This is a genomic window from Thermoleptolyngbya sp. M55_K2018_002 (assembly GCF_015295965.1).
In the GTDB taxonomy this organism is placed as follows: Bacteria; Cyanobacteriota; Cyanobacteriia; order Elainellales; family Elainellaceae; genus Thermoleptolyngbya; species Thermoleptolyngbya sichuanensis.
The window spans coordinates 1-21,257 of record NZ_DVEA01000134.1 but is presented as its reverse complement, the minus strand read 5'-3'; the positions used below and the strand labels follow the sequence as shown (position 1 = coordinate 21,257).

At 57.0% G+C, this 21,257-nt stretch carries 21 protein-coding genes and 2 tRNA genes; 15 read left to right on the top strand and 8 right to left on the bottom strand.

Going from position 1 to position 21,257, the window contains the following annotated elements:
* Positions 1 to 478 (top strand): N-acetylmuramoyl-L-alanine amidase (locus IGS51_RS06570; RefSeq protein ID WP_297077342.1); only part of this gene is annotated, 478 nt, incomplete at its 5' end.
* A gap of 301 nt (positions 479 to 779) precedes the next feature.
* Complete coding sequence (locus IGS51_RS06565; RefSeq protein ID WP_297077340.1) at positions 780 to 2,222, top strand: sodium/glutamate symporter; 1,443 nt, start codon at positions 780 to 782, stop codon at positions 2,220 to 2,222.
* A gap of 61 nt (positions 2,223 to 2,283) precedes the next feature.
* Here IGS51_RS06565 and hppD read toward each other — a convergent pair whose 3' ends face one another.
* Complete coding sequence (gene hppD, locus IGS51_RS06560) at positions 2,284 to 3,399, bottom strand: 4-hydroxyphenylpyruvate dioxygenase (RefSeq protein ID WP_297077338.1); 1,116 nt, start codon at positions 3,397 to 3,399, stop codon at positions 2,284 to 2,286.
* A 618-nt stretch (positions 3,400 to 4,017) separates the two neighbouring features.
* On the opposite strand from hppD, the gene IGS51_RS06555 reads away from it, so the two are divergent.
* Both IGS51_RS06555 and IGS51_RS06550 read left to right on the top strand, forming a co-directional pair.
* Positions 4,018 to 4,449, top strand: a complete 432-nt coding sequence (locus tag IGS51_RS06555) for a CAAD domain-containing protein (RefSeq protein ID WP_297077336.1) — start codon at positions 4,018 to 4,020, stop codon at positions 4,447 to 4,449.
* Positions 4,450 to 4,670: 221 nt separating this feature from the next.
* Positions 4,671 to 5,654 carry a glycosyltransferase gene (locus IGS51_RS06550; protein WP_297077334.1) on the top strand — a complete coding sequence of 328 codons (984 nt, stop codon included), beginning with the start codon at positions 4,671 to 4,673 and terminating at the stop codon, positions 5,652 to 5,654.
* 136 nt (positions 5,655 to 5,790) lie between these two features.
* Here IGS51_RS06550 and IGS51_RS06545 read toward each other — a convergent pair whose 3' ends face one another.
* Positions 5,791 to 6,324, bottom strand: a complete 534-nt coding sequence (locus tag IGS51_RS06545) for a hypothetical protein (RefSeq protein WP_297077332.1) — start codon at positions 6,322 to 6,324, stop codon at positions 5,791 to 5,793.
* Positions 6,325 to 6,789: 465 nt separating this feature from the next.
* Between IGS51_RS06545 and IGS51_RS06540 the strand changes: the two genes are divergently transcribed.
* The 8 genes from IGS51_RS06540 to dusB all read left to right on the top strand — a co-directional run bounded on the left by IGS51_RS06540 (position 6,790) and on the right by dusB (position 14,866).
* On the top strand, positions 6,790 to 7,383 hold the full coding sequence (locus tag IGS51_RS06540; RefSeq protein WP_297077330.1) for a DUF3177 family protein: 594 nt from the start codon (positions 6,790 to 6,792) through the stop codon (positions 7,381 to 7,383).
* A 36-nt stretch (positions 7,384 to 7,419) separates the two neighbouring features.
* Positions 7,420 to 8,358 carry a sulfotransferase gene (locus IGS51_RS06535; protein ID WP_297077328.1) on the top strand — a complete coding sequence of 313 codons (939 nt, stop codon included), beginning with the start codon at positions 7,420 to 7,422 and terminating at the stop codon, positions 8,356 to 8,358.
* Positions 8,359 to 8,756: 398 nt separating this feature from the next.
* Complete coding sequence (locus IGS51_RS06530; RefSeq protein WP_297077325.1) at positions 8,757 to 10,523, top strand: TM0106 family RecB-like putative nuclease; 1,767 nt, start codon at positions 8,757 to 8,759, stop codon at positions 10,521 to 10,523.
* Positions 10,524 to 10,640: 117 nt separating this feature from the next.
* Positions 10,641 to 10,714, top strand: a tRNA-Asp gene (locus IGS51_RS06525).
* Positions 10,715 to 10,771: 57 nt separating this feature from the next.
* A complete protein-coding gene (locus tag IGS51_RS06520; RefSeq protein WP_297077323.1) occupies positions 10,772 to 11,164 on the top strand; it encodes a nucleotidyltransferase family protein in 393 nt (130 codons plus the stop codon).
* Positions 11,165 to 11,482: 318 nt separating this feature from the next.
* A complete protein-coding gene (gene gltX / locus IGS51_RS06515; RefSeq protein ID WP_297077321.1) occupies positions 11,483 to 12,937 on the top strand; it encodes a glutamate--tRNA ligase in 1,455 nt (484 codons plus the stop codon).
* Positions 12,938 to 13,004: 67 nt separating this feature from the next.
* Positions 13,005 to 13,712 carry a hypothetical protein gene (locus IGS51_RS06510; protein WP_297077319.1) on the top strand — a complete coding sequence of 236 codons (708 nt, stop codon included), beginning with the start codon at positions 13,005 to 13,007 and terminating at the stop codon, positions 13,710 to 13,712.
* Positions 13,713 to 13,807: 95 nt separating this feature from the next.
* On the top strand, positions 13,808 to 14,866 hold the full coding sequence (dusB, locus tag IGS51_RS06505; RefSeq protein ID WP_297077317.1) for a tRNA dihydrouridine synthase DusB: 1,059 nt from the start codon (positions 13,808 to 13,810) through the stop codon (positions 14,864 to 14,866).
* 173 nt (positions 14,867 to 15,039) lie between these two features.
* Here the strand turns inward: dusB and IGS51_RS06500 are convergent, their stop codons facing one another.
* The 6 genes from IGS51_RS06500 to IGS51_RS06475 all read right to left on the bottom strand — a co-directional run bounded on the left by IGS51_RS06500 (position 15,040) and on the right by IGS51_RS06475 (position 18,231).
* On the bottom strand, positions 15,040 to 15,297 hold the full coding sequence (locus IGS51_RS06500) for a hypothetical protein (protein WP_367279279.1): 258 nt from the start codon (positions 15,295 to 15,297) through the stop codon (positions 15,040 to 15,042).
* A gap of 72 nt (positions 15,298 to 15,369) precedes the next feature.
* Positions 15,370 to 15,615, bottom strand: coding sequence for a hypothetical protein (locus IGS51_RS06495; RefSeq protein WP_172355649.1), 246 nt, complete (start codon positions 15,613 to 15,615; stop codon positions 15,370 to 15,372).
* A gap of 196 nt (positions 15,616 to 15,811) precedes the next feature.
* The gene (locus IGS51_RS06490) at positions 15,812 to 16,405 is read right to left on the bottom strand and encodes a Uma2 family endonuclease (RefSeq protein ID WP_297077312.1); all 594 of its coding nucleotides are present in this window, start codon (positions 16,403 to 16,405) and stop codon (positions 15,812 to 15,814) included.
* A gap of 36 nt (positions 16,406 to 16,441) precedes the next feature.
* Positions 16,442 to 17,101 carry a Uma2 family endonuclease gene (locus IGS51_RS06485; protein WP_297077309.1) on the bottom strand — a complete coding sequence of 220 codons (660 nt, stop codon included), beginning with the start codon at positions 17,099 to 17,101 and terminating at the stop codon, positions 16,442 to 16,444.
* Between the two features lie 194 nt (positions 17,102 to 17,295).
* Positions 17,296 to 17,377: transfer RNA gene (locus tag IGS51_RS06480), tRNA-Leu, on the bottom strand.
* A complete protein-coding gene (locus IGS51_RS06475; protein ID WP_297077307.1) occupies positions 17,356 to 18,231 on the bottom strand; it encodes a M48 family metallopeptidase in 876 nt (291 codons plus the stop codon). Before IGS51_RS06475 ends, IGS51_RS06480 begins: the two co-directional genes overlap by 22 nt.
* Positions 18,232 to 18,664: 433 nt before the next feature.
* On the opposite strand from IGS51_RS06475, the gene IGS51_RS06470 reads away from it, so the two are divergent.
* The 3 genes from IGS51_RS06470 (at position 18,665) to IGS51_RS06460 (ending at position 21,103) form a co-directional block, all read left to right on the top strand.
* The gene (locus IGS51_RS06470; protein WP_297077305.1) at positions 18,665 to 19,123 is read left to right on the top strand and encodes an Lrp/AsnC family transcriptional regulator; all 459 of its coding nucleotides are present in this window, start codon (positions 18,665 to 18,667) and stop codon (positions 19,121 to 19,123) included.
* A gap of 124 nt (positions 19,124 to 19,247) precedes the next feature.
* The gene (locus IGS51_RS06465; RefSeq protein WP_297077303.1) at positions 19,248 to 19,883 is read left to right on the top strand and encodes a LysE family transporter; all 636 of its coding nucleotides are present in this window, start codon (positions 19,248 to 19,250) and stop codon (positions 19,881 to 19,883) included.
* Entirely contained in the window at positions 19,808 to 21,103 is a 1,296-nt protein-coding gene (locus IGS51_RS06460; protein ID WP_297077302.1) for a murein hydrolase activator EnvC, read from the top strand. The genes IGS51_RS06465 and IGS51_RS06460 overlap by 76 nt, the downstream gene beginning before the upstream one ends.
* Positions 21,104 to 21,257 lie beyond the last annotated feature (154 nt).

Here is a 21,257-nt window from a genome sequence, read left to right as displayed (position 1 = left end):
CTCTGGCGGAATGCCCAAACCCCAGGTGACGTTTATCCCGGCGCACCCGTCCAACTATCGCGCTCGCCGTGAAGGGTTCAAAATTAATACCATTGTGTTTCACAACACGGTGGCTCCGGTGCAGAGCGCCATCAACACGTTCCAAAGCTCGACCTCGCAGGTGTCGGCGCACTACATCATCGACCGCTCTGGCGAAATTATTCAGATGGTGCAGGATGACTACTGCGCCTTTCATGCGGGCAATAAGGATGTGAACGATCGCTCTATCGGCGTTGAACACGAGGCCACGCCCGCCCAGAAGGGCTTCACGCCCGCCCAGGAAAAGGCCAGCATCACGCTGATCCGGTTTTTGCTGGATGCCTACGGGATTCCCAAGGCCAATATCATCACCCACCGCAGCGTGCGGGCGACCCAGTGCCCCAGTCTGATCTTTGGGACAGACCCGGAATTTCAGCAGTGGGTGACGCGGAATTTCTAGGGGCTGGCGCTGCTTCAGGCTCCAGGGTTCCCAAACATTGCGAGAATCCCCGCAGCAGTTTGCCCGGTAATCCAAACTTGCCAATCCAAACTTGCCAATCCAAAATCCAAAATCTGCCTCACGCTGGTTCTCCGTCCTCTGTAACACTTCCTATCAAACCTGTGCCCTGAGTTACGGCTTGCTGCCTTAATAAAAGGCTATATAGCAATCAAGTTGTCATCCGCCCGTCTCCAAAAACTTGCAGCGCTGCAAATGGGTTGACGGGCGGGTTGGTCATCTGCCGTAAGGGCTGGGAGAAATCGTGTTTAATTTACGAACGGTCTTATTTGCCTTTGTGCTGCTGGCGATATTGCTGCTGGCGGGGCGCTATTTGAAGCATAAAATTCGCTTTTTTCAACGGCTTTATTTGCCTGCGTCGATCATTGCAGGGGTGCTGGCGCTGCTGCTGGGGCCGCAGGTATTGGGGGCGATCGCCACGGCCATTGGCGGCGAAGAGTCGCTGCTGGCGGGCGGTCTGTTTTCCGAAAATGTCCGCACCGTCTGGTCGCAGGCTCCCGGTGTGTTTATCAACATCGTCTTTGCTGCGCTATTTCTCGGTGAGACGATTCCGCCGCCGCGCGACATCTGGCGCAAAGCCGCGCCTCAGGTGGTGTTTGGGCAGACCCTCGCCTGGGGGCAATATGTCGTCGGCATTTTGGCCACGCTGCTGATTTTGGGGCCGGTGTTTGGGGCAAACCCGATTGCCTCCTGCTTGATCGAAATCGCCTTTGAGGGCGGCCACGGCACGGCGGGTGGTATGGCAGAAACGCTGAACAATCTGGGATATGCCGATGGCGCAGATTTGGCGATTGGTCTGGCGACGGTGGGCATTGTGTCGGGTATTGTGCTGGGGACGGCGCTGGCCGACTGGGGACGGCGCAAGGGCTACGTCGCTTCGATCAACCGCAACGCGATTGAACCAGAGGAAATTCCCGACTTGAACGTGGTGGCCGAAACACCGGAACTGCGCCAGCAGCGGGCGCGGCTGCTGCGAAATCTGCTGGTCGATCCGCTGTCGATCAACTTTGGCATCGTCGGCATGGCGATCGCCCTTGGCTGGCTCTTGCTAGAGGCGATGAAGTGGATTGAGTCCGTCACTTGGGGACAGACGGGCTTTGTGGTGATGCCGTTTGTGCCGCTGTTTCCGCTGGCGCTGGTGGGCGGCATTATCACTCAATCCATTCTGAATCGGCTGGGGCTGGGGGCGCTGGTCATTCGCCCGATGATTCAGAATATTGCGGGCGTGGCGCTGGATGTGGTCGTGATTGCGGCGATCGCCTCCATCTCGCTGCGGGTAATCGGCGGCAACCTGGGTGTGTTTCTGACGCTCAGCATCCTGGGCATTTTATGGAACGTACTCATCTTCCTGTGGCTGGCTCCGCGCCTGTTTTCGCAACATTGGTTTGAAAAGGGCATCGGCGACATGGGCCAGTCGATGGGCGTGACCGCAACGGGCATTTTGCTTCTGCGAATGGTAGACCCCGACAACAGCACCGGCGCATTTGAAAGCTTCGCCTACAAGCAGTTGTTCTTTGAACCCATCGTGGGCGGCGGCCTATTTACCGCTGCGGCTCCGGCCCTGGTGAATAGCTGGGGACTGGTTCCTGTGTTGCTGCTAACGGCTGGACTGCTGATTTTCTGGCTGGTGGTGGGCTATCTGCTGATGCGACAGGAACGGCGGCATTCCTCGGCAACGCCTGTGTAACTGGGGCAGCAAGGGCAGCAGGGTTGGGGGCCGCAACAGCCATGCAGAGGGATGCCTCTCTTTACCCCAGACTCCCCCGCTTCTGCTGCTCTCGCTCCATTGCGCGAAACAGGGCTTGAAAATTGCCCTCGCCAAAGCCGTCAGGGAGGCGCTGCTGTTGACCGGCCCAGTAGGCGCGACGTTCGATCACCTCCAGGAAAAAGGTCGGCTGCGGAAAGATGGGCTGGGTAAACGCCTGGAGCAGCATGGCGTTGGGTTCGTGGGCGGCCCAATCAACCAGGATTTGCTGCTGGGCGATCGCCCGCCAGGCCTCCTCCGACAGCGAAAAGCCCTCACGCTGCCGCAGTTGGGTGTAGTATTCTGGCGGCACATCGAGAAACTCCACCCCACGCTGCCGCAGATGGGCGATCGTCCCCAGGGCATCCCGCGTCCGCAGCGCAACATGCTGAATCCCTGCACCCTGGTTGATATCGAGAAATTCTTGAATTTGAGAGTTGGGCGAGGCGGGTTCATTGATCGGCAGTTGCACCGTGCCGCCCGGATGCCCCAGCACGCGACTGCACAGGCCCGAACGCTCGGTCTGAATGGTGAAGCCCTGCTGTCGCCGCAGCCCCAAGATCTGTTCATACCAGACGGTGGCTGGCTCCAGGTCGCCCGCTGCCACATTCAGCACCGCATGATCAATCTGTTCAAAAAAGCCAGCGCAGTGGGGGGATGTGGCTCCTGGCTCCCAAAAGTCCAGTGTTTCTAAATTTGGCAGCGTCGCCCAAATCGGCACGGCAGCCTGCCCCGACCATTCCAGCAGCGTGTGGTGCAAGTCTTGCCATCCGGCGATCGCCCCCCAGCGCAGAGTGCCGTTGAGCAGGTCTTCTTCTGTGACGGGCTGCAAGACAGTTGCCCCAGCGGCGATCGCCTGGGTCATGACCGCCGCCACATTGCTCACCCCAAACGCCAAGTCCGCGACTCCGGGCGGGTGCTGATCGAGATAACGCGCCACTGGGCTACTGCGGGTTCGGGCTGAGGATACCGCTATCCACACCCCCCCACAGCGCACGATTTCTGTCCAGGTTTCGCGGCTGCGGGCCGTCGCCACAGGCAAAAAGCCCAACCGCTCGATCAACCACTCGCGCCATTCCCCTGCATGGCCTACATAGAAGTGAATATGCTGAATGTCCATCGTCAGCCTGCCTACCAAAATGCAACCCAAACACACCCACACCAAACGCCCTCAGCTTATCGCGTGTCTGTCTGAAATGCAGCGAGGGAGACTACCCCAAATACGGAGAAGCCTGAGAACGAGAGCATAAGGAAGCATGGGAGTCGCCGTCCCAAGTTAAAGATTTGTCAACTAAAGATTTGTCAACTCTTTGATCGCCTGATTGCCAACTGCCCTTCCTCTCTTGCGCTTGTCCTGCAAGACTCAGGTTGTTCGACAAGACAGGAGGGTAGTCTTGCATTTTCTCAAGGTCTGCTTTAGTGTCAAATGGAATCTAAAGATAAGATTTTTTTTGAAAAAATCTAAATGTCTTTTCCTGCAAGGTTTCTGTCGTTCTAGACGGAGATTGCAGGGCGAGAGGTGCAGGAGCAGTTATACGAGTGGTTATAGGAGTACTGACAAGAGGAGCTACAAGAGGAGTTACAAATCGTTGTTGCCAGAGGACAGCAGTTCGTTAGACTATCATTTTGGCAAGCGCTGTCCGGTCTGAACACGGTTCAACAGTATCCAATTGCGAAAACTCAGATCGCAAAACCTCAGATTGCTGTCACCCGATTGTTGTTGTAATAAGGAACGGTTATGGAACCTGAAGTCAAAAACGAAATTAACACCCCTGACTTTATCAACGCCGAGGACACTGGAAAGCTGACTTCCTTCGGCTCCGAGGAAAACACGGGCGAAGAGTGGCGTGAGTACGTGGACAAAGCAACAGAATTCGTTGCTGACCTGCCCAAATACCTATCTGAGTTTTTTGGGCAATACAAAAGCCCCTTTGTCACCATTGGTCTGCTGCTGGCAGCGCTGATTGCGGTGCGGCTGGTGCTGGCGATTCTGCGGTCGGTCAACGATATTCCCCTGCTGGCTCCTACCTTTGAGCTGATTGGGCTGGGCTATACGGCGTGGTTTGTCTATCGCTATTTGCTGCGGGCCTCAAATCGGAAGGAACTGGTCAACGATTTCAACGAGCTAAAGTCGCAAGTGCTGGGGCATCGCAATAACCCGCCGCTCTAGGACTTGGCAAGGGATTGAGTTGTCTTGAAGCGTTATCTCATTGCGGGGTTGCCCTAGAAACTGGGTAATCTAGCGATGGAAGTGTCTGTACAGCAGCGCTTGCTTAATGTAAGGGGCACTACAAGGGTTCTAAGAGGGCACTAAAGGAGCGCTGCAAGGGCGCTAGAGGGCACCGAAAGGGCACGAATAGATCAACAGAGGGCAACTCAGAGGGCAACTCGATGGACAGCGTGGGAGTTGTTGCAATTGGGCGGAACGAGGGCGATCGCCTGCGGCAATGTCTCTCGTCGGTGGTGGGTCGGGCAGCGCAGGTGGTCTACGTCGATTCTGGCTCCACAGACGGGAGCGTGGAACTAGCGCGATCGCTCGGTGCGGAGGTGGTCGCGCTGGATCTGTCGATTCCCTTCACCGCCGCCCGCGCCCGCAATGCCGGATTTGCTCGACTGCTGGAACTGCTGCCCCAGGCGGAGTTTGTGCAGTTTGTCGATGGCGACTGCGAAATTGTCTCTGGCTGGATAGAGCAGGCCACCCAAGCCCTGCGCGACCATCCCGACTGGGCAGTGGTCTGCGGGCGGCGGCGGGAGCGCTTCCCGGATGCCACGCTGTACAACCGCCTCTGCGACATGGAGTGGAATACGCCCGTGGGCGAGGCCAAGGCCTGCGGCGGCGATGCGCTGATGCGGGTGGCGGCGGTGCAGCAGGTGAGGGGCTATAACCCTGCGCTGATTGCGGGAGAGGAGCCAGAACTCTGCGTGCGGCTGCGGCAGCAGGGCTGGAAAATCTTCCGCTTGGATGCCGAGATGACGCTACACGATGCCAATATGACGCGCTTTGCTCAGTGGTGGAAGCGCACCAAGCGGGCTGGCCACGCCTACGCCGAAGGCTCTTGGCTACACGGGGCCCCGCCCGAACGGCACTGGGTCAAGGAAACGCGGAGCATCTGGCTGTGGGGATTGGGAATTCCCCTGGGGGCGATCGCCCTTGCACCGTTAACTAAGGGCCTCAGCCTGCTGCTGCTGCTGGGCTATCCACTCATGGCCTACCGCATCTACCGCTATTTCAAGCAGCAGGGCTACAAGGCCTCCGACGCGCTGCCCTATGCTGCATCCTGCGTATTGGGCAAATTTCCTGGGCTGGCAGGCGTGCTGCAATTTCACGCCAATCGCCTGCTGGGCCGCCGCAACGCCCTGATCGAATACAAGTAATGCTGCTGTCGTCTGTCCTAACCCTCGTCTCTACACCCCGATCCCTTAGGACTTACGCACTTGCGATTAAGTTTTCTGGGTTTTGGGCGATTTCTTGCGGACTACGCCCGTGAGAAATTCCCCAACTGCGTGTGTCTTATCCCCAAATCAAACCCGATTCCTGAAGCGCTTGTTCTAGATCAGCCGCAACCCCCAATTGGGCAGACCAATGTTGCAAGTAGGCGATGTCAAGCTGATCCGTCTGGGTTTTCAAGATTCCTAAAATGTCTCGCCACTGCTTTTCTGACTGGCTAGATTGCGGCCATTGCAGCTTGCTCAAAATCAAATCTTCTGGAGACGCAAAGTAAAAGTCGCCCCGATTGGGAATCGACAGTCGCCGCCGCCGCCGAAACTTTTCCATATCAAACGCCTCCGTGCCAGATAGCACTAGATCAGCCTGGAGGATGATTTCCTGATGGATAATCTGCAACGTGCGCGATTGTCCGGCTAGGACTTCTTCCACTCCTGGCACATAAAAACCTGCTGCTTCCAACGCTGAAATCAGTTGTGTCAAATCTGCGGGATTCAAATCCGGGTTCAAATTCAACACTACGTCTGAGTCTTGAGTGGTTCTGGGTTCTCCGTAGGCAGTTGCGGCAACTCCGCCCGTGATGTACTGGGGGGGTATCAAAGGGTTTTAAAGCACGCCCTAGATTCAGCTATAAGTCTGGTTACACAAGTCTGGTTACAATTTAGCAGCCGTCTCTTAGCAGTCGTCAGACCAACCTTTTGCATCAGCAATACGATTCTTGCCCACGATTCGTGCCGACGTGCCGTGAGCCACGGCAGAAATCTGCGGGACAAGGCCGGTAAGGTCTTGCATAAGGTCTTACACTGGATAAGGCTTAGAGGATGTTTGAAAAGGTATCGCCTGTAATGTTAGGCACTCAAAGATCCCCCCTAGCCCCCCTTAAAAAGGGGGAAACCGCCTTAAAGTCCCTCTTTTTAAGGGGGATTTGGGGGGAGCTTGCACGCTTTGCTACAAACAGTAGGACTTTTCAAACATCCTCTTAGAGGTTCTTCGGCTAAAACAGGGTTTGACCCCAGTCCCTCTGTACGTTGCAACTCATTTCCAATCATTTCCACCCTTGGACTCATGTCTCCCGATCTTCTGCGCTCTCTAGTTTGGATGGACTATCGTTTGGCGGTGCTGTTTGCAGTGCTGCTGCCGCTAATTTTGCTGATCTGGGCAACGGTAAAGCAGGCTGAAGCCATGCAGCGGCTGCTGATTATTTACTGGCGCGTTTCCAGCCTGCTGGCGATTACGGTTTATCTCCTAATTGGCGATTTGAAGATCGGCTTTCTGGCATCGTTTTTGGCGCGGATTTTGATTCCCCTTGGGCTGTGGTTCTGGGTTGACCTGAATGAGGAAATTGACGACCAGCGCTCTAACCCGCTTAAGTTTGTGTTTAGTGCCTGGCGCTGGGCGCTGACGATCTACAGCACGTTGGGGGCGATCGCCACGATTCCCTTTTTGCAATGTGCCTTTTCGGACGCAAGCTATCCAACGTCTTTCTGCCAGGTGTGGCGCGAGGCCCCGCTGATTTACAAAGATGTCCTCCATGCCAACTATCGCCCGCCTTTCCTGGGCTTTTTGGGCATTGTCGGGCTGGTGATTTATCTGATTTACTTTGGGCACTTTGTCATTGTGCGGCTGGGGCGGCAGGGTCGTTCTGCCATCGAGCAATAGCCCGTACCGCCAGTGCATAGCGCTATGGGCAAAGTCTTGCCAAAACCAATTCTGGTGACGGGTTCCCATCGCTCTGGCTCGACCTGGGTAGGGCGGATGATCGGCGCATCGCCCCAAGTCGCCTATATTCACGAGCCGTTTCACCTAGATCACAACCTGGGCTTTTGCGGCGCACAGTGGAACTATTGGTTTCAATACATCTGCGCCGACAACGAGGCTCAATATCGGCGGTTTTTTGAGAAAACGGTGCGGCTGCAATACAACCTGATTCCCAGTTGGAAGCTGGTGAATGATGCAGAATATCGCCGCAAAGTGCGGGGCGATCGCGCGTTTTTTGCCAAAAGCCGTGCGGCGGGCCGTCGTCCCCTGCTGAAAGACCCGATCGCCCTCTTCTCTGCCGACTGGCTGGCAACCCGCTTCAACATGGACGTGGTGGTGATGATTCGCCATCCCGCTGCCTTTGCCTACAGCCTGAAAAAAGCGGGCTGGTTCCACAACTTCCGCCATTTTCTCGACCAGCCACTGCTGATGCGGGATCATCTGCATCCCTTTGCCGCCGAAATTGAGGAATTCGTCGCCGGAGACGAAGTACCCGGTGGCGGGCACGGGCGGTCGATTCTGGAACACGCGGCGCTGCTGTGGAAGCTGATTCACTATCGCATCGCCACCTACCGGGAGCAGTTTCCCCACTGGCAGTTCGTGCGGCACGAAGACCTGTCGCTAGAGCCGCTGGCGGGCTTTCAGCAAATCTTTGAGCAATTGGGGCTGGATTTTAGCGACACCGTGCAGCGCAAAATCACAGACTATAGCAACGAAAAAAATCCCTCGGTGGAGCCGTCGCTGTTTGCCCTCAAGCGCAACAGCAAAGCCAATGCCTACACCTGGAAGGAAAAGCTTTCGGCTGAAGAAATTGCGTTTATTCGAGCGCAGGTGGGCGATTGGTCGGATCGGTTCTATCGTGCTGAAGAGTGGTGAAGAGGGGTGCAGTGATTCGCTTCTGGCTGCGGCCTAAGGGTTGCTGGCAAACGCGATGCGGATTTTTGATGCAGATTTTTCCAGATCAGGGTAGAGTCATGAAAGATAGGAAAAACTTCTCAGAGCTGCCGGACTGCGGCGGAGTTTTTTTAGAGATTTTTTTCAGTTTGGGTGAATCTTCTGTCTGCTATCGGAGCTTTTGTTTTTGCGCTCGTCGCGCCTTGCCCTCAGGCCATCCTGCATGATGCTATCGAGTCGATCGCCCCACTCCCAGTTTTCCACAAGGCTGAAGCAGCGACCGCTGGTTTGCTTGCTCAGCCTGGAGGAGTGTGTCCGCTAATCCGCCGGGATTTGAACGATCAGAGGCGGAGAGCGAATACTCTGCCTCGCTAGTTTCGATGCCTGAAAGTGTTAAATCTGACGCGAGTTTTCGACCGTCTGCGGAGACCTATACCAAACACTATTCGGGGCAATATCCGGGGCAACAAACTGGGCAATGCACCGGGCAATGCGCCGAGTCACACACGGAACAATACGCGGGGCAACATGCGGGCGATCGCCCGTCAGGGCCCTATCGCAGGCAGTTGATATTGCCAGAGCAGGGAGAACCCGCTGCACTTCACGCGGCTCTCAGTCTGCATAATCTCAGTCTGCATAATCTCAGTCCGCATACGATCTGGCTTACGGATGAACTGCTGTTTAGCTTTCAGCGCTGCCATCGCCGCGCCTACCTCGACCGCTATGGCGACCTGGAATATTGCGATGCGCCCAGTGACTATCTACTGAAGCTGCGGCAAGACAGCCTGGCCCACCGCCGCGAAATTTTGCAGGATGCGGTGATTCACGAAGCAGATTATCCCCGGTCAAACTGGGCGGCGGGCGCGGAGACCACGCTGACGCTGATGCAGCAGGGGGTAGAGCGGATTTCTCGCGGCGTGCTGCTGACGGAATACCGCGATGGCGTGATGCTGGTGAGTTGCCCTGATCTGCTGGTGCGGCATCCGGGCGAGTCGGTTTTTGGCGACTGGATGTATGTGCCGACGGATATCCGCCTGGGCAAACGCCCTAAGCTGGATTATCAGGTGATGGCGGCGTTTCATGCCTACGTGCTGGCGGCGGTGCAGGGTGCGTGGTGCGACACGAGCTGGCTGATGCTGCGGCAGCGTGGTCCCTATGCAGTGGATTTGGTGGATCTCGTGCCGCGCATGGAGGAAATTCTCTACGCCTGTGCTGAGATGCTGATTGCCCAGCGGGAACCAGAGGTGTTTATTGCCCACAACCGCTGCGACCTCTGCCACTGGTATAGCTTCTGCTATGGGCTGGCAACGGGCGATCGCCACCTTTCCCTGCTCCCCGGCGTTACGCCCAGCCGCTATGTTTATCTCAAGCAAATGCAAATCACCACGCTGGAGGCGCTAGCGGCCACGCCCGTCCGGGAGTTGGAAATGCTTCCTGGCTTTGGGCCGGCCGTGGCGCACAAGCTGGTGCATCAGGCCCAAGCAACGCTGAATCAGGAGGCGCTGCTGAATCCGTCGCTGTCTCATGGGGCGCTGCTGGAACTGGTCACTCATCGCCGCCTGCCCACTGCGGAGGTCGAACTGTATTTCGATATTGAGTCCGCGCCAGAGCAAAACGTGGTGTATCTGCATGGCGTGCTGGTGGTGGATCGGGGCCAGGGGCACAACACCTTCTACGCGCTGCTGGCGGAAACCCCAGAGGACGAGCGTCTCGCCTGGAACCAGTTGATGGAACTGTTTCAGCGCTATCCTGACGCGCCGATTTTTCATTTTTGCCCCTACGAGGTGCAGACGGTGCGCCGTTTGGGAGAATTGTTTGGCCCTGCCCCAGAGGTTGTGGAGGATTTGCTGACCCGATTTGTGGATTTGCACGACTGGGTGACGCAGGTGGCGCTGCTGCCCGTCGAGAGCTACGCGCTGAAGGCGATCGCCCGCTGGCTGGGGTTCAACTGGCGCGATGCAGAAGCCAACGGCGCACAGTCCATCTTCTGGTATGCACAATGGCTGCAAACGGGCGATCGCGCGTTTCTCGAATCGATTTTGCGCTATAACGAAGACGACTGCCGCGCCACCCACCGCGTCAAAGATTGGCTGGCGGCATTCATCACCGAAAAAGTGCAGGAAATTCAGGCGGATCAAGGGCCTTAGGAACAAGCCTCAGCCTGTTCTCCAAAAAATATCCAAAAGTTTCTCAAAACATTTGACAAAAGGCTCCCAGACCTACACAATAGAGATTGCGTCTTTCAAAGGGCGCACAAAGCGCAAGGGACCGTAGTTCAATCGGTTAGAGCACCGCCCTGTCACGGCGGAAGTTGCGGGTTCGAGCCCCGTCGGTCCCGTTTTAGGGTTTTGACTTGAGCAGGTATTTGATTTGAGCAAGTAGTGTTTGGGAGGCAGTGTGGGCAAGTGCTACGCTGTCCAATCAAGCAACCCCAAGTGCAGACAAGGGTTCAGGTCAAGGCGCGAACCCATGTGCAGATTTACAAGCGACGCTGATCAAGTGTCAACACCTGCTGAGCCAGCATTATGGCAAAAGGCTAAAGTCTCTGATTGTCTTCGGCTCTGCCGTTAGAAATGAGTTGACCCCAACTAGTGATATTGATCTGCTGATATTGCTGGCTCCACCCATCAACTACTTTCAAGAGCTGCGCGCCATTGTGGGCTTGCTCTATCCGCTTCAGCTAGAAGCGCCATACTGGATTTCTGCAAAGCCAGCCGACGCAACCGAGTTTGAGCAAGGCGTGAGTCACTTCTACCGCAACATTTTGCGGGAAGGCCTTGTGTTGTGAACCATTCTGGAGAAGTTCAGGCAAATTTAGGTCGTGCTGACTCGTCATTGGAAGCGGCAAAGACAACGATTGATACATCAGAGGCTCAAGCGGCGATCGCCTGCGCGGAGCGCTTTCTCACACAGGTTCAAGAAATCTTGAGAAGCACCTGAAAAGTGAGATGGACACAACTCCTGCTAATACTAAGGTTCCATGAATCGCTAGAATCTTTAAGGTTGGTTGTTGAGTGTCGCTGGGTGCTGCTGAGGCTAGTGCCCTTACCCTGTTGCTCGTCCAACCCCTACTTCCAACCCATTCCCAAAACCCCACTCCCAAAACATGTCCGTTCGAGTTCGCATTGCGCCCAGTCCTACCGGAAAGCTCCACATCGGCACCGCTCGTACTGCCGTGTTTAACTGGCTCTTTGCCCGTCACAATGGCGGCCAGTTTGTGCTGCGGATTGAAGATACTGACCTAGAGCGATCGCGCTCTGAGTTTACCGACAACATCCTCGACGGGCTGAAATGGCTGGGGCTGAATTGGGACGAGGGGCCCGTCTTTCAAACCCAGCGCGCCGAGCTATACCGCCAAAAAATTCAGGAATTGCTGGACAAGGGGCTGGCCTATCGCGCCTACGACACGCCCGCAGAACTGGACGCGATGCGCGAAGCCCAAAAGTCCCGCAACGAAGCGCCGCGATACGATAATCGCCATCGGGATCTAACGCCAGAGCAGGAAGCTGCCTTCATCGCCGAAGGTCGCCAGCCCGTCATCCGCTTCAAAATCGACGACGGCCGGGAAATTTCCTGGACTGATCTAGTGCGCGGGATGGTCACCTGGAAGGGGCGCGACTTGGGCGGCGATATGGTGATTGCCCGCGCATCGGCGGCGGGGGAAATCGGCGCACCGCTCTACAACTTCGTTGTAGTGGTGGACGACATCGACATGGGCATTAGCCACGTCATTCGCGGCGAAGACCACATCGGCAACACGCCCAAGCAAATCCTGCTGTACGAAGCGCTGGGCGCGTCCGTGCCAGAATTTGGGCATACGCCGCTGATCCTGAACCAGGCGGGCGCAAAGCTGTCGAAGCGAGACGGGGTTACGTCGATTTCCGACTTTCGCGAGATGGGCTATACCCCGGAGGCGATCGCCAACTACATGACGCTGCTGGGCTGGTCGCCGCCGGAGGGCATGTCGGAGATTTTCACCCTGGAAGAAGCGGCGAAACAATTTAGCTTTGATCGAGTCAACAAGGCCGGAGCCAAGTTTGACTGGGACAAGCTCAACTGGGTCAATAGCCAATACCTGCATCACAAGCCCCTCGATGAACTGACCGACCTGCTGATTCCCCTGTGGCAAGCGGCGGGCTACGAGTTTGACGCGACGGGCGATCGCCCCTGGCTAGAACAAGTCGCCGCCCTCGTCGGCCCCAGCCTGGTGAAGTTGAACGACGCAGTGGAGATGACCCGCTACCTGTTCGTGCCCGATGTGGGCTTTACCGACGCAGCCACGCAGCAGCTTCAGCAGCCCAGCGTGGGCACGGCGCTTCAGGGTATCCTGACGGCGCTAGACACGACCGCGATTACACCAGACACCGTGCAGGACGTGATTCAGCAGGGCGTGCAGGCGGCGGGCGTGAAAAAGGGCGTGGTGATGAAATCGCTGCGGGCGGCGCTGACGGGCGACCTGCAAGGGCCAGACCTGGTGCAATCCTGGCTGCTGCTGCATCAGCGGCAAATCGACAAAGCCCGCCTGAACCAAGCCCTGGCGATCGCCCAGTCTGCTGCCTGACCTGCGCCTGGCCTGCGCTCCACCCCGTAATCCCCTGGACTCTTTGCTGTTCAACGCTCAAATTGCCATGCCTCATTCTGCAACGTTGCGTCGGGTTTTGTTCTGGACGGCTGTGCCGCTGGCGATCGCCGCTTTGGGATCTGCTACTGGGGCGATCGCCCAGGCTCAGCCCACCCCGTCCGACCCGTTGCAGCCTGCGGTGCCGTTTCCGACGGAGGAGCCAGAGCCGGGTGAACCCGCGTCCGTCGAACCCCCCGCAGCTTCACCCAGCCCTGGGGTACGGCCTGAAGCACCTGTGCAGTCCGTGCCAGCGCCCTCCAGCCCCGCATCCCAGTTTCCCCGCAGCACCCAGCGGCGATCGCCCACTCCATTTGGCGGCAGCACGATTTTTGAAAACCTCACCCTCACCCCCGGCGCAGACCCCAGCCCCAAAACGATTCGCGGCATCAGCGGCGGCCCCCTTCCAGCCAGCGACGTGGCCGGCCGCCCCGAAACCGCCACAGGGCCCTGCCTCGGCTTTGTAGACACCCAGCCCGACCACATTCTGACGCTCACGGCTCCCTTTGAGTTTCTCAGCCTCCAGGTGCAAAGCGCCGAAGACACGACCCTCGTCGTCAAAGGGCCGGGCGGAAGCTGGTGCAACGATAATTACCTGAGCCTCAACCCTGGCATCGCCGGACAGTGGCTCCCCGGTCGCTACGAAATCTGGATCGGCTCTCACCGCAATAACGGGTACTTTCCCTATGTGATTCGGGTGTTGCAGCAGCCGGAGTGAGGGCGTGTTGGCGCAATTCACCTGCCATAATGGGAAAAGTCGGGTGATCGCCCGTCGTTGGGTAAAGTGCCCTCTCAGTCGTTCGTCAACCGCCCATGATTACGCTATCGTCAGAACTCCAGCAACGCCTCGCCTCGCCGCTCAAGATCGGCAATTTTGAGGTGAATAGTCGCGTGTTGCAGTCGCCGCTGTCGGGCGTGACCGATCTGGTGTTTCGGCGGCTGGTGCGGCGATATGCGCCCGACTCCATGATGTACACCGAAATGGTGAACGCGACGGGGCTGCACTACGTCAAGCAGCTTCCCAAAATCATGGAAGTAGACCCCAGCGAACGCCCGATTAGCATTCAGCTTTTTGACTGTCGCCCCGACTTTTTGGCTGAGGCCGCGCAAAAAGCCGTCGATGAGGGCGCAGACACCGTAGATATCAATATGGGCTGTCCGGTGAATAAAATCACCAAAAATGGCGGCGGCTCCTCCCTGCTGCGGCAGCCGGAGTTGGCGGGCGAAATTGTGCGGTCTGTGGTGCAGGCGGTGAACGTGCCCGTGACCGTGAAGACGCGCATCGGCTGGAGCGACCAGGAAATCAACGCGGTGGAATTTGCCCGTCGGATGGAAGATGCGGGCGCACAAATGTTGACGCTGCACGGCCGCACTCGCGCCCAAGGCTACAACGGCCCCGCCCGCTGGGAGTGGATCGGCAAGGTGAAATCGGCGCTGTCGATTCCGGTGATTGCCAATGGGGATATTTTTTCGGTGGAGGCGGCGGTGCGCTGCCTGGAGGAGACGGGCGCAGACGGCGTGATGTGTTCACGCGGCACGCTGGGCTATCCGTTTTTGGTGGGTGAGGTGGATCATTTCCTGAAAACGGGCGAGGTGCGTCGGCCGCCGAATCCGGTGGAGCGAATGCAGTGTGCCCGCGACCATTTGGAAATGCTGTGGGATTATAAGGGCGATCGCGGCATTCGTCAGGCCCGCAAGCACATGACCTGGTATGCCAAGGGGTTTCCCGATGCGGCGGTGCTGCGCGGCAAGCTGGCCGTCATCGAAAATCTGGAGCAAGGGCTAGAACTGCTAGACTGGGCGATCGCCCGATTGTCTGAGTATGATTGGGGCGACCGGCCCAGCGCTGCACCAGAACTGGTCGAAGTTTAGGGTTGAAATCGGCCCCAGAAAAAGCGAACCAGATGGGCTAGCCCCAGGTTGCCCGCCTTCTGGAAAACGCAGGCACAACGCAACGAGGCAATGAATAAAATGAATAGAGTAATAGAATAAAGTAATAAAAGATAATAAAAAGTAAATTGACGATGTGCCGTGGCAGCGCAAATCTAGCCCAGCGCCGACTGAGGCTCCAGTTCATAGACCTGAACCTCTCGCCGCAAGACGATGTGCAGATCGCTGGGATAGCGGGGTCGCGGATCGCCCACCAGCCAAATCGGGGGAACCATCAGCGCTTCGTAGGATTCAATCTGATACAAAACGCCAGGTTTTTCCTTGAGTTCTACCATTGTTCCGGGCAGATACTCGAATAGCTCTTCCCAGTCAATTACAGGGTCCACTACAGGGTCCACAGAGTCGGTGTTCATCGTTGGTATTCGTAACGGTCTACGGCTCTGGTTCAAGCATTCAGATTCAAACCAGATTCAGCGGCGATCGCCCTAGCAGTAGAAATCGCTCCGGTCTAATACGACCTCACCATAATCCGGCACCCACGCCACCCAACTCCCAGAAGCCTCCTGGCACAGCAGCTTGGCTTCATTGAAGCTGTAGGCACTGAGTGGTTGCAGCAGATTGACCCACGTATCCCGGTTGTAGGTGATGCGACAGACTGGGTTCCAACCCTGGGCGATCGCCCGCTCTAGGTCTAGCGTCAGCCGCGCCGTGTCGGTCGGGTAAAGGGACATAGTTTCAGACTCCGGCTTAATGAAAAATCAGTGCAGAAAAAATCAATACAGAAACGCTCTTCCCGCGCCGAAGCGAGAAAAAACAGAAAAATTTCTGTATTCATTTTTACAAATTACAGCTGCCAGCGCTGGTCTGATGCCAATAAGTTAATAAACCTTGATGCAAGTACCTTGGGTAAATCAGGGGTGAATCCCCCTAACCCTCGTCCCAGAGCCGATCTACGGCGATCGCCAGGTCAGGAAACTCAACGGAGGCGATCGCCTCACCTGTGCCAAAGGTGCCGACTTCTCGATAGGCGGCTCCTTCCAGCGACAGCACCGTCACCGTCTGCGCGATCGGGTCAATTAGCCAATATTCGGGAATGCCGACTGCTGCATACTGGGCCCGCTTTCGCACATCATCGCGATCGCGGTTTGTTTTGCCAGGGCTGAGGACTTCCACTACTAGGCGCGGTGGGGGCATTTCCAGCGTAATCGTCAGCCGTCGTTGCGTTAGCTCCAGATGTTCGGGACGCAGTACCACCAGGTCGGGATAGCGATTAGCCGAGTCCCGGGGCTGCAAAACGGGAACCTGAATCTCACAATTGCCAGGGTGGACAAGATCAACCGAAACACCCGCCGCGACCAGCGCCAGCAAAATTCGCACGGCAATTGTGCTGTTGATCCTAGCTTCTGGCGGCAACTCGATTAGCTCCCCATCGATTAACTCATAGCGACCCTCCAGCGGCGCTGCATCGCTGTAGGTGAGGTATTCCTCAAAGCTGGCAAACGTGGCTCTGGCCTGGGTCATGGCAAGTTCCTATAAATTGAATGTCAGCATTGAATGTCAGCGCTTCAAGGCTTGAAACTGGTGCAACAGCCAGCGATTCACTGCACCGTGATCTTCCGTTTGGCTAAGGCGTAGTGCCTCCTCCACGATCGCCAGCGATAGGTCTGGCAGCACAGTTGAAACTTGGATCTGGCGACTTCCACCACTCACAATTTCAAACGCGATGATTGCGGCTGCTTCCACATTCACCACCCAATATTCCCGCACACCCAGCCGCTCATACAGCAGCCGCTTCTGCCCCAAGTCATCGCTGAGCGTGCTGGAGGAAATTTCAATCGCTAGGGTCGGCGCACCCCAAATGGTTACATCCACGGGCTGATTATTTTTGGGTGGGCGGGCAGCATCTGTACCAATGTAATACGCCAAGTCTGGCTGACACTCCCGCTCTCCCGGTTGCCGGAAGCTGGTGTTGATTAAAGCAGTATAGGCAAGGTCACGCAGGGTGCCATATAGCGTAATGACTGCCGCCAGAATCGAATTGTCTTGACCCTGTGCCGATCCCGTTGGCATCGTTTCGATCCTCATCCAGCCCGCATCGTAGTAGCATTGGGCGTTTTCAACCTCTGGGCGATCGCAGCTTGCCAAAAACACCTCCCAAGTCGCAGGCACCCAGGCATCTGAGATCAGGCTTGGCGAAGACGACAGCGCATCAACCATGAATTAACCTGAGGATTCTCTCTGAAACTTCATCTCCTGACCTCCAGTGTATCGAATGGGGTCGGGAGAATCGTTTAGATCAAGTCAAGACCGATGAACTGAGCCACATAGTTTCGCTCAGGCTAGCAGCCATTCAGCGTTTCAGGCTCTCTGCTGGTCAGACTGTTTTTCAGACGCTTTCAGAGTCTTTAAGATGGGCGGGGCGAGAATCGAACTCGCATACCCGAAGGTGCCACATTTTGAGTGTGGTGCGTCTACCAGTTTCGCCACCCGCCCTGGGATTTGGCCTTTTCATTATACGGGATTGGGCGCTGATGCAACAGCTTTTCATAATCCTGGCTGCTGGCCCAGCGATCGATTTCTCGGGCCCGCAGCACGGGAACCGGATGGGTGCGCTGGGCGGTCTGGGTTTCGCGCAGCATTTTGCCCATGTCGCTGAGGCTGAGGTCATCGTAGGCGCGGGCCTGTTCCAGAAATGCGTCCAGGTTAAGCTGGCTGGCGAGGGTGGGGGAACCGCCCGTCAGCTTCATCAGCACCGAGGCCACCACGCGAGCATCTTGCGCGACCAATAACGCGGCGCGATCGCACGTAAATTCGGCACAGCGCACCCATTCCAGCAGCCGCTCTTGCAAGCCCTGCGCCACCAGCGGCCCCAGCGGCAGCCCCAGTTGCCCTGCCGCCAGCACTGCAATGTTCGCCATCGTCAGATAGACGCTGTGTTCGCATTTCAAATGCCCCAGTTCGTGGGCAATCACCGCCTGGATTTCTTCCGGGGTTAGCAGGTCAATCAGCGAGGTGTGGAGGACCACAAACGGCTGCTTGCCGCGCATGGCAAAGGTGTAGGCATTGGGCGTGGGGTTCTGCCGCACGTATAGCTGCGGCGGCTCCAGGTCGAGAATCTTGCACGCCTCTAGCAATAGCCCGTGAAGCTGGGGGAGTTGGCGATCGCCCACCAATATTCCCGATGCTAGGTTCTCTAGCTGAAAAAACTGCTCCGCTACTGGCCCCATCAGCCCGCGAATCGCTAAGTCCAGCCCCGGAAGCTGCTGCAATGCCTGAGTTGCTTGCAAATCGAGCGGGTGGCGAAAGTGGGCGGATTGCAGACCAATGAGCGGCGTTTTGGCAGACATGGCAACAGGCAGAGAGCAATATTCCGCGCAAATCTCCGCTGAATGGGGCGATCGCGCTGGTTCTCTTCATTCTAGCGACAAGCCCGCCTGTAGATTGCTGGCTCGGTGGACTTTAGCCTATGCAAATTGTCCTGTGCGATTTGCCCTCTGCAAATCGCTCTGTGCAAATTGACCTGTGCGATTTGCCCTATGTAGATTAGCGGGTAAAAATTTTTTGCCTGGAAGGCTAGCCCCCCAACCTCCCAGGCCTGGAGCGCAAGAGTCTCCAGCTATAGAGGACGAGTGCTGAATGCTGACAAGTTCCCTGATGCGGAAACAATGCGGAAATGTGAGCGACGAGCAATTAAATTTTATACTGGCATCAAAATTTGAAAGCGCAGATTGCTTAATAAAAAAAGATTTTTACCTCAAAATATCTTGCTATGTTAACTCTATGAGTCTTGATGACATCGATTCCAAAGTGATTCGACACCTGATGCAGAACGGCCGCATGACCTGGGCCGAACTGGCGACGGTGCTGCAACTGTCGGCCCCGGCGGCGGGCGATCGCGTCCGGCGGCTAGAGGAACGCGGCGTGATTTTGGGCTACACCACGCGAGTTGATCCGGAGGCAGCAGGCTGTCACCTCACTGCCTTCATTGCCGTTACGCTGGAGCGCCCCGAACACCGCGCCCCCTTCCTGGAAAAAGTCCGCCAGCTTGCCGAAGTGCAGGAATGCCACCACATTGCCGGAGACGACGACTACTGGCTGAAAGTCCGCTGCCAGCACACCAAAGACCTAGAACGCCTCGTCAGTGATGAACTCAAAAGCCTCCCCGGCATCCTCCGCACCCGCACCACAATCGTGCTGTCTACCGTAAAAGAGACGAGCGTGCTGCCCGTTGGGGAGTGATGGAGGAAAGGCGGAAGAACGAAGACAGAAGAACGAAGACAGAAGAACGAAGAAATCCTGACCAATACCCGCTTTCTCTTTTCGTTTTTCGTTTTTCGTTTTTTCCCTCCCCCCCCTCCCCCTCATGAACGCCTCTCTCTTTATCCGGGGTCTACTAATAGGGTTTTCGATCGCCGCTCCGGTCGGCCCAATCGGCGTATTGTGCATTCGGCGAACCCTGGCTCAGGGGCAACTGGCGGGATTGCTATCCGGTTTGGGCGCGGCCACAGCAGACGCTATATATGGTGCGATCGCCGCGTACGGATTGACCCTGATCTCTGCTATCCTGATTGGTCAAGCCGGGTGGTTTCGTCTGATTGGCGGGCTGTTTCTGATTTACCTGGGGGTGCAGACCTTCCGCGCCCAGCCAGCCACAGAGGCCGCTTCGACCGATGGCAAAGTTCGAGCCGCTGGGCTATGGGGTGCCTATCTTTCGACAATTTTGTTAACGCTGACAAATCCAGCAACTATCATGTCCTTTGCGGCGGTGTTTGCTGGGCTGGGGCTGGCGAGTTCTAGCGGTGACCCGCTGGCGGCTACGGTAATGGTGCTGGGTGTGTTTTTGGGGTCGGCGCTGTGGTGGCTGCTGCTGAGCGGCGGTGTCAGTCTGTTTCGAGCATCCTTTTCTAAAACCAACAGCTTACAGTGGGTCAATCGAGGGTCTGGAATCGTCTTAATCGCCTTTGGCAGCGTCGCGCTGGCATCTCTTCTGCGGGGATAGCGCTGCTGCTGTCGGTGCTGCTGCTGGGAAGTGCGGGAATGCGAGTTTTGGCGCAATCTGCGGTGCTTCAATCGGGGACGGTTCAATCGGGGACGGTTCAATCGGGGACGGTTCAATCGGGGGCGATCGCCCTGCCCACAGTCCTCGCTCAGGCATCGCCCTCCGTAGACACACTCCGGCAACAGCGGCAGCAAGTGGAGCAAAAGCGATCGACCCTGAACCAGCAGCGCAACCAGCTAGAAAATCTGGAAAACTCTGCTCAGCAAAAGCTCGACTCGCTGGAAGACAAGATCAACACGACGACAGCCCAAATTCAGCAGAATGAAAAGAAGCTAAAAGATGCCAACACGCGCCTGGTTCAGCTTCAGGCAGAATTGGCCCAAGCAGAGGAACGTTATCAGCAGCAGCAGTTTGCCACTGTGGCGCGGCTGCGCTTCTTGCAGCGACAAAAGGACAGCAGCGGTTGGGCTGTGCTGCTGCAAAGTCAAAACCTGAACGAATTTCTAGAACGGCGCTATCAGCTTCGGCGAGTCTATCAGGCAGACAACCAGTTTTTGGTGGATCTCAAGCGGCAATCGGATGAGCTAGTGGCCCGGCATCGCGCCGTCGAGCGCCAGAAGAACGAGATTGCCCTGATTACTCAGGAACTCCAGTCTCAAAAGGCGGAATATCAGCAGCAGGCTGCCACGCAGGAAACGCTGATTACCCGACTCAAGCAGGATCAGCAAGCGCTGGAAGAAGCTGAGGAGCAGTTGGCCCGTGATTCCGCCAGTCTGGCAAACCTGATTCGCCAGCGCCTTGCCGCTGCGTCGCGCAGCCGGATTGTGATTCGCGGCAACGGGATTATGAGCATTCCTGCCGATGGGCGGCTGACCAGTGGCTTTGGCTATCGCGTCCATCCAATTCTGGGCTATCGCCGCTTTCACGCGGGCATCGACTTCGGCGCACCGACGGGCACTCCGATTCGCGCTGCCAACAACGGCGTGGTGATTTATTCGGGCTGGTATGGTGGCTACGGGCGATCGGTGATTGTCGATCATGGCAACGGCATCACCACGCTCTATGCCCATGCCAGCCGTGTGTATGTGTCTGAAGGGCAGGCAGTCAGCCGAGGAGAGGCGATCGCCGCTGTGGGTTCTACGGGCTTTTCGACCGGGCCGCACTTGCATTTTGAAGTCCGCAAAAACGGTGAACCCGTTGACCCGCTGAATTACTTGTGATCCTGACCTTAGCTGGCGGGGCGACGGGCAGAACGACGGGAACCCGTAGAGCCAGGGCGAGATCGGCGGCGGCCGGGATCGGTGCTGTCTGTCTTGCTGCCGGGTTTAGGGCGATCGCCCCGGCCCGACAGGCCAGCCTTGGCAGCCGCACGAC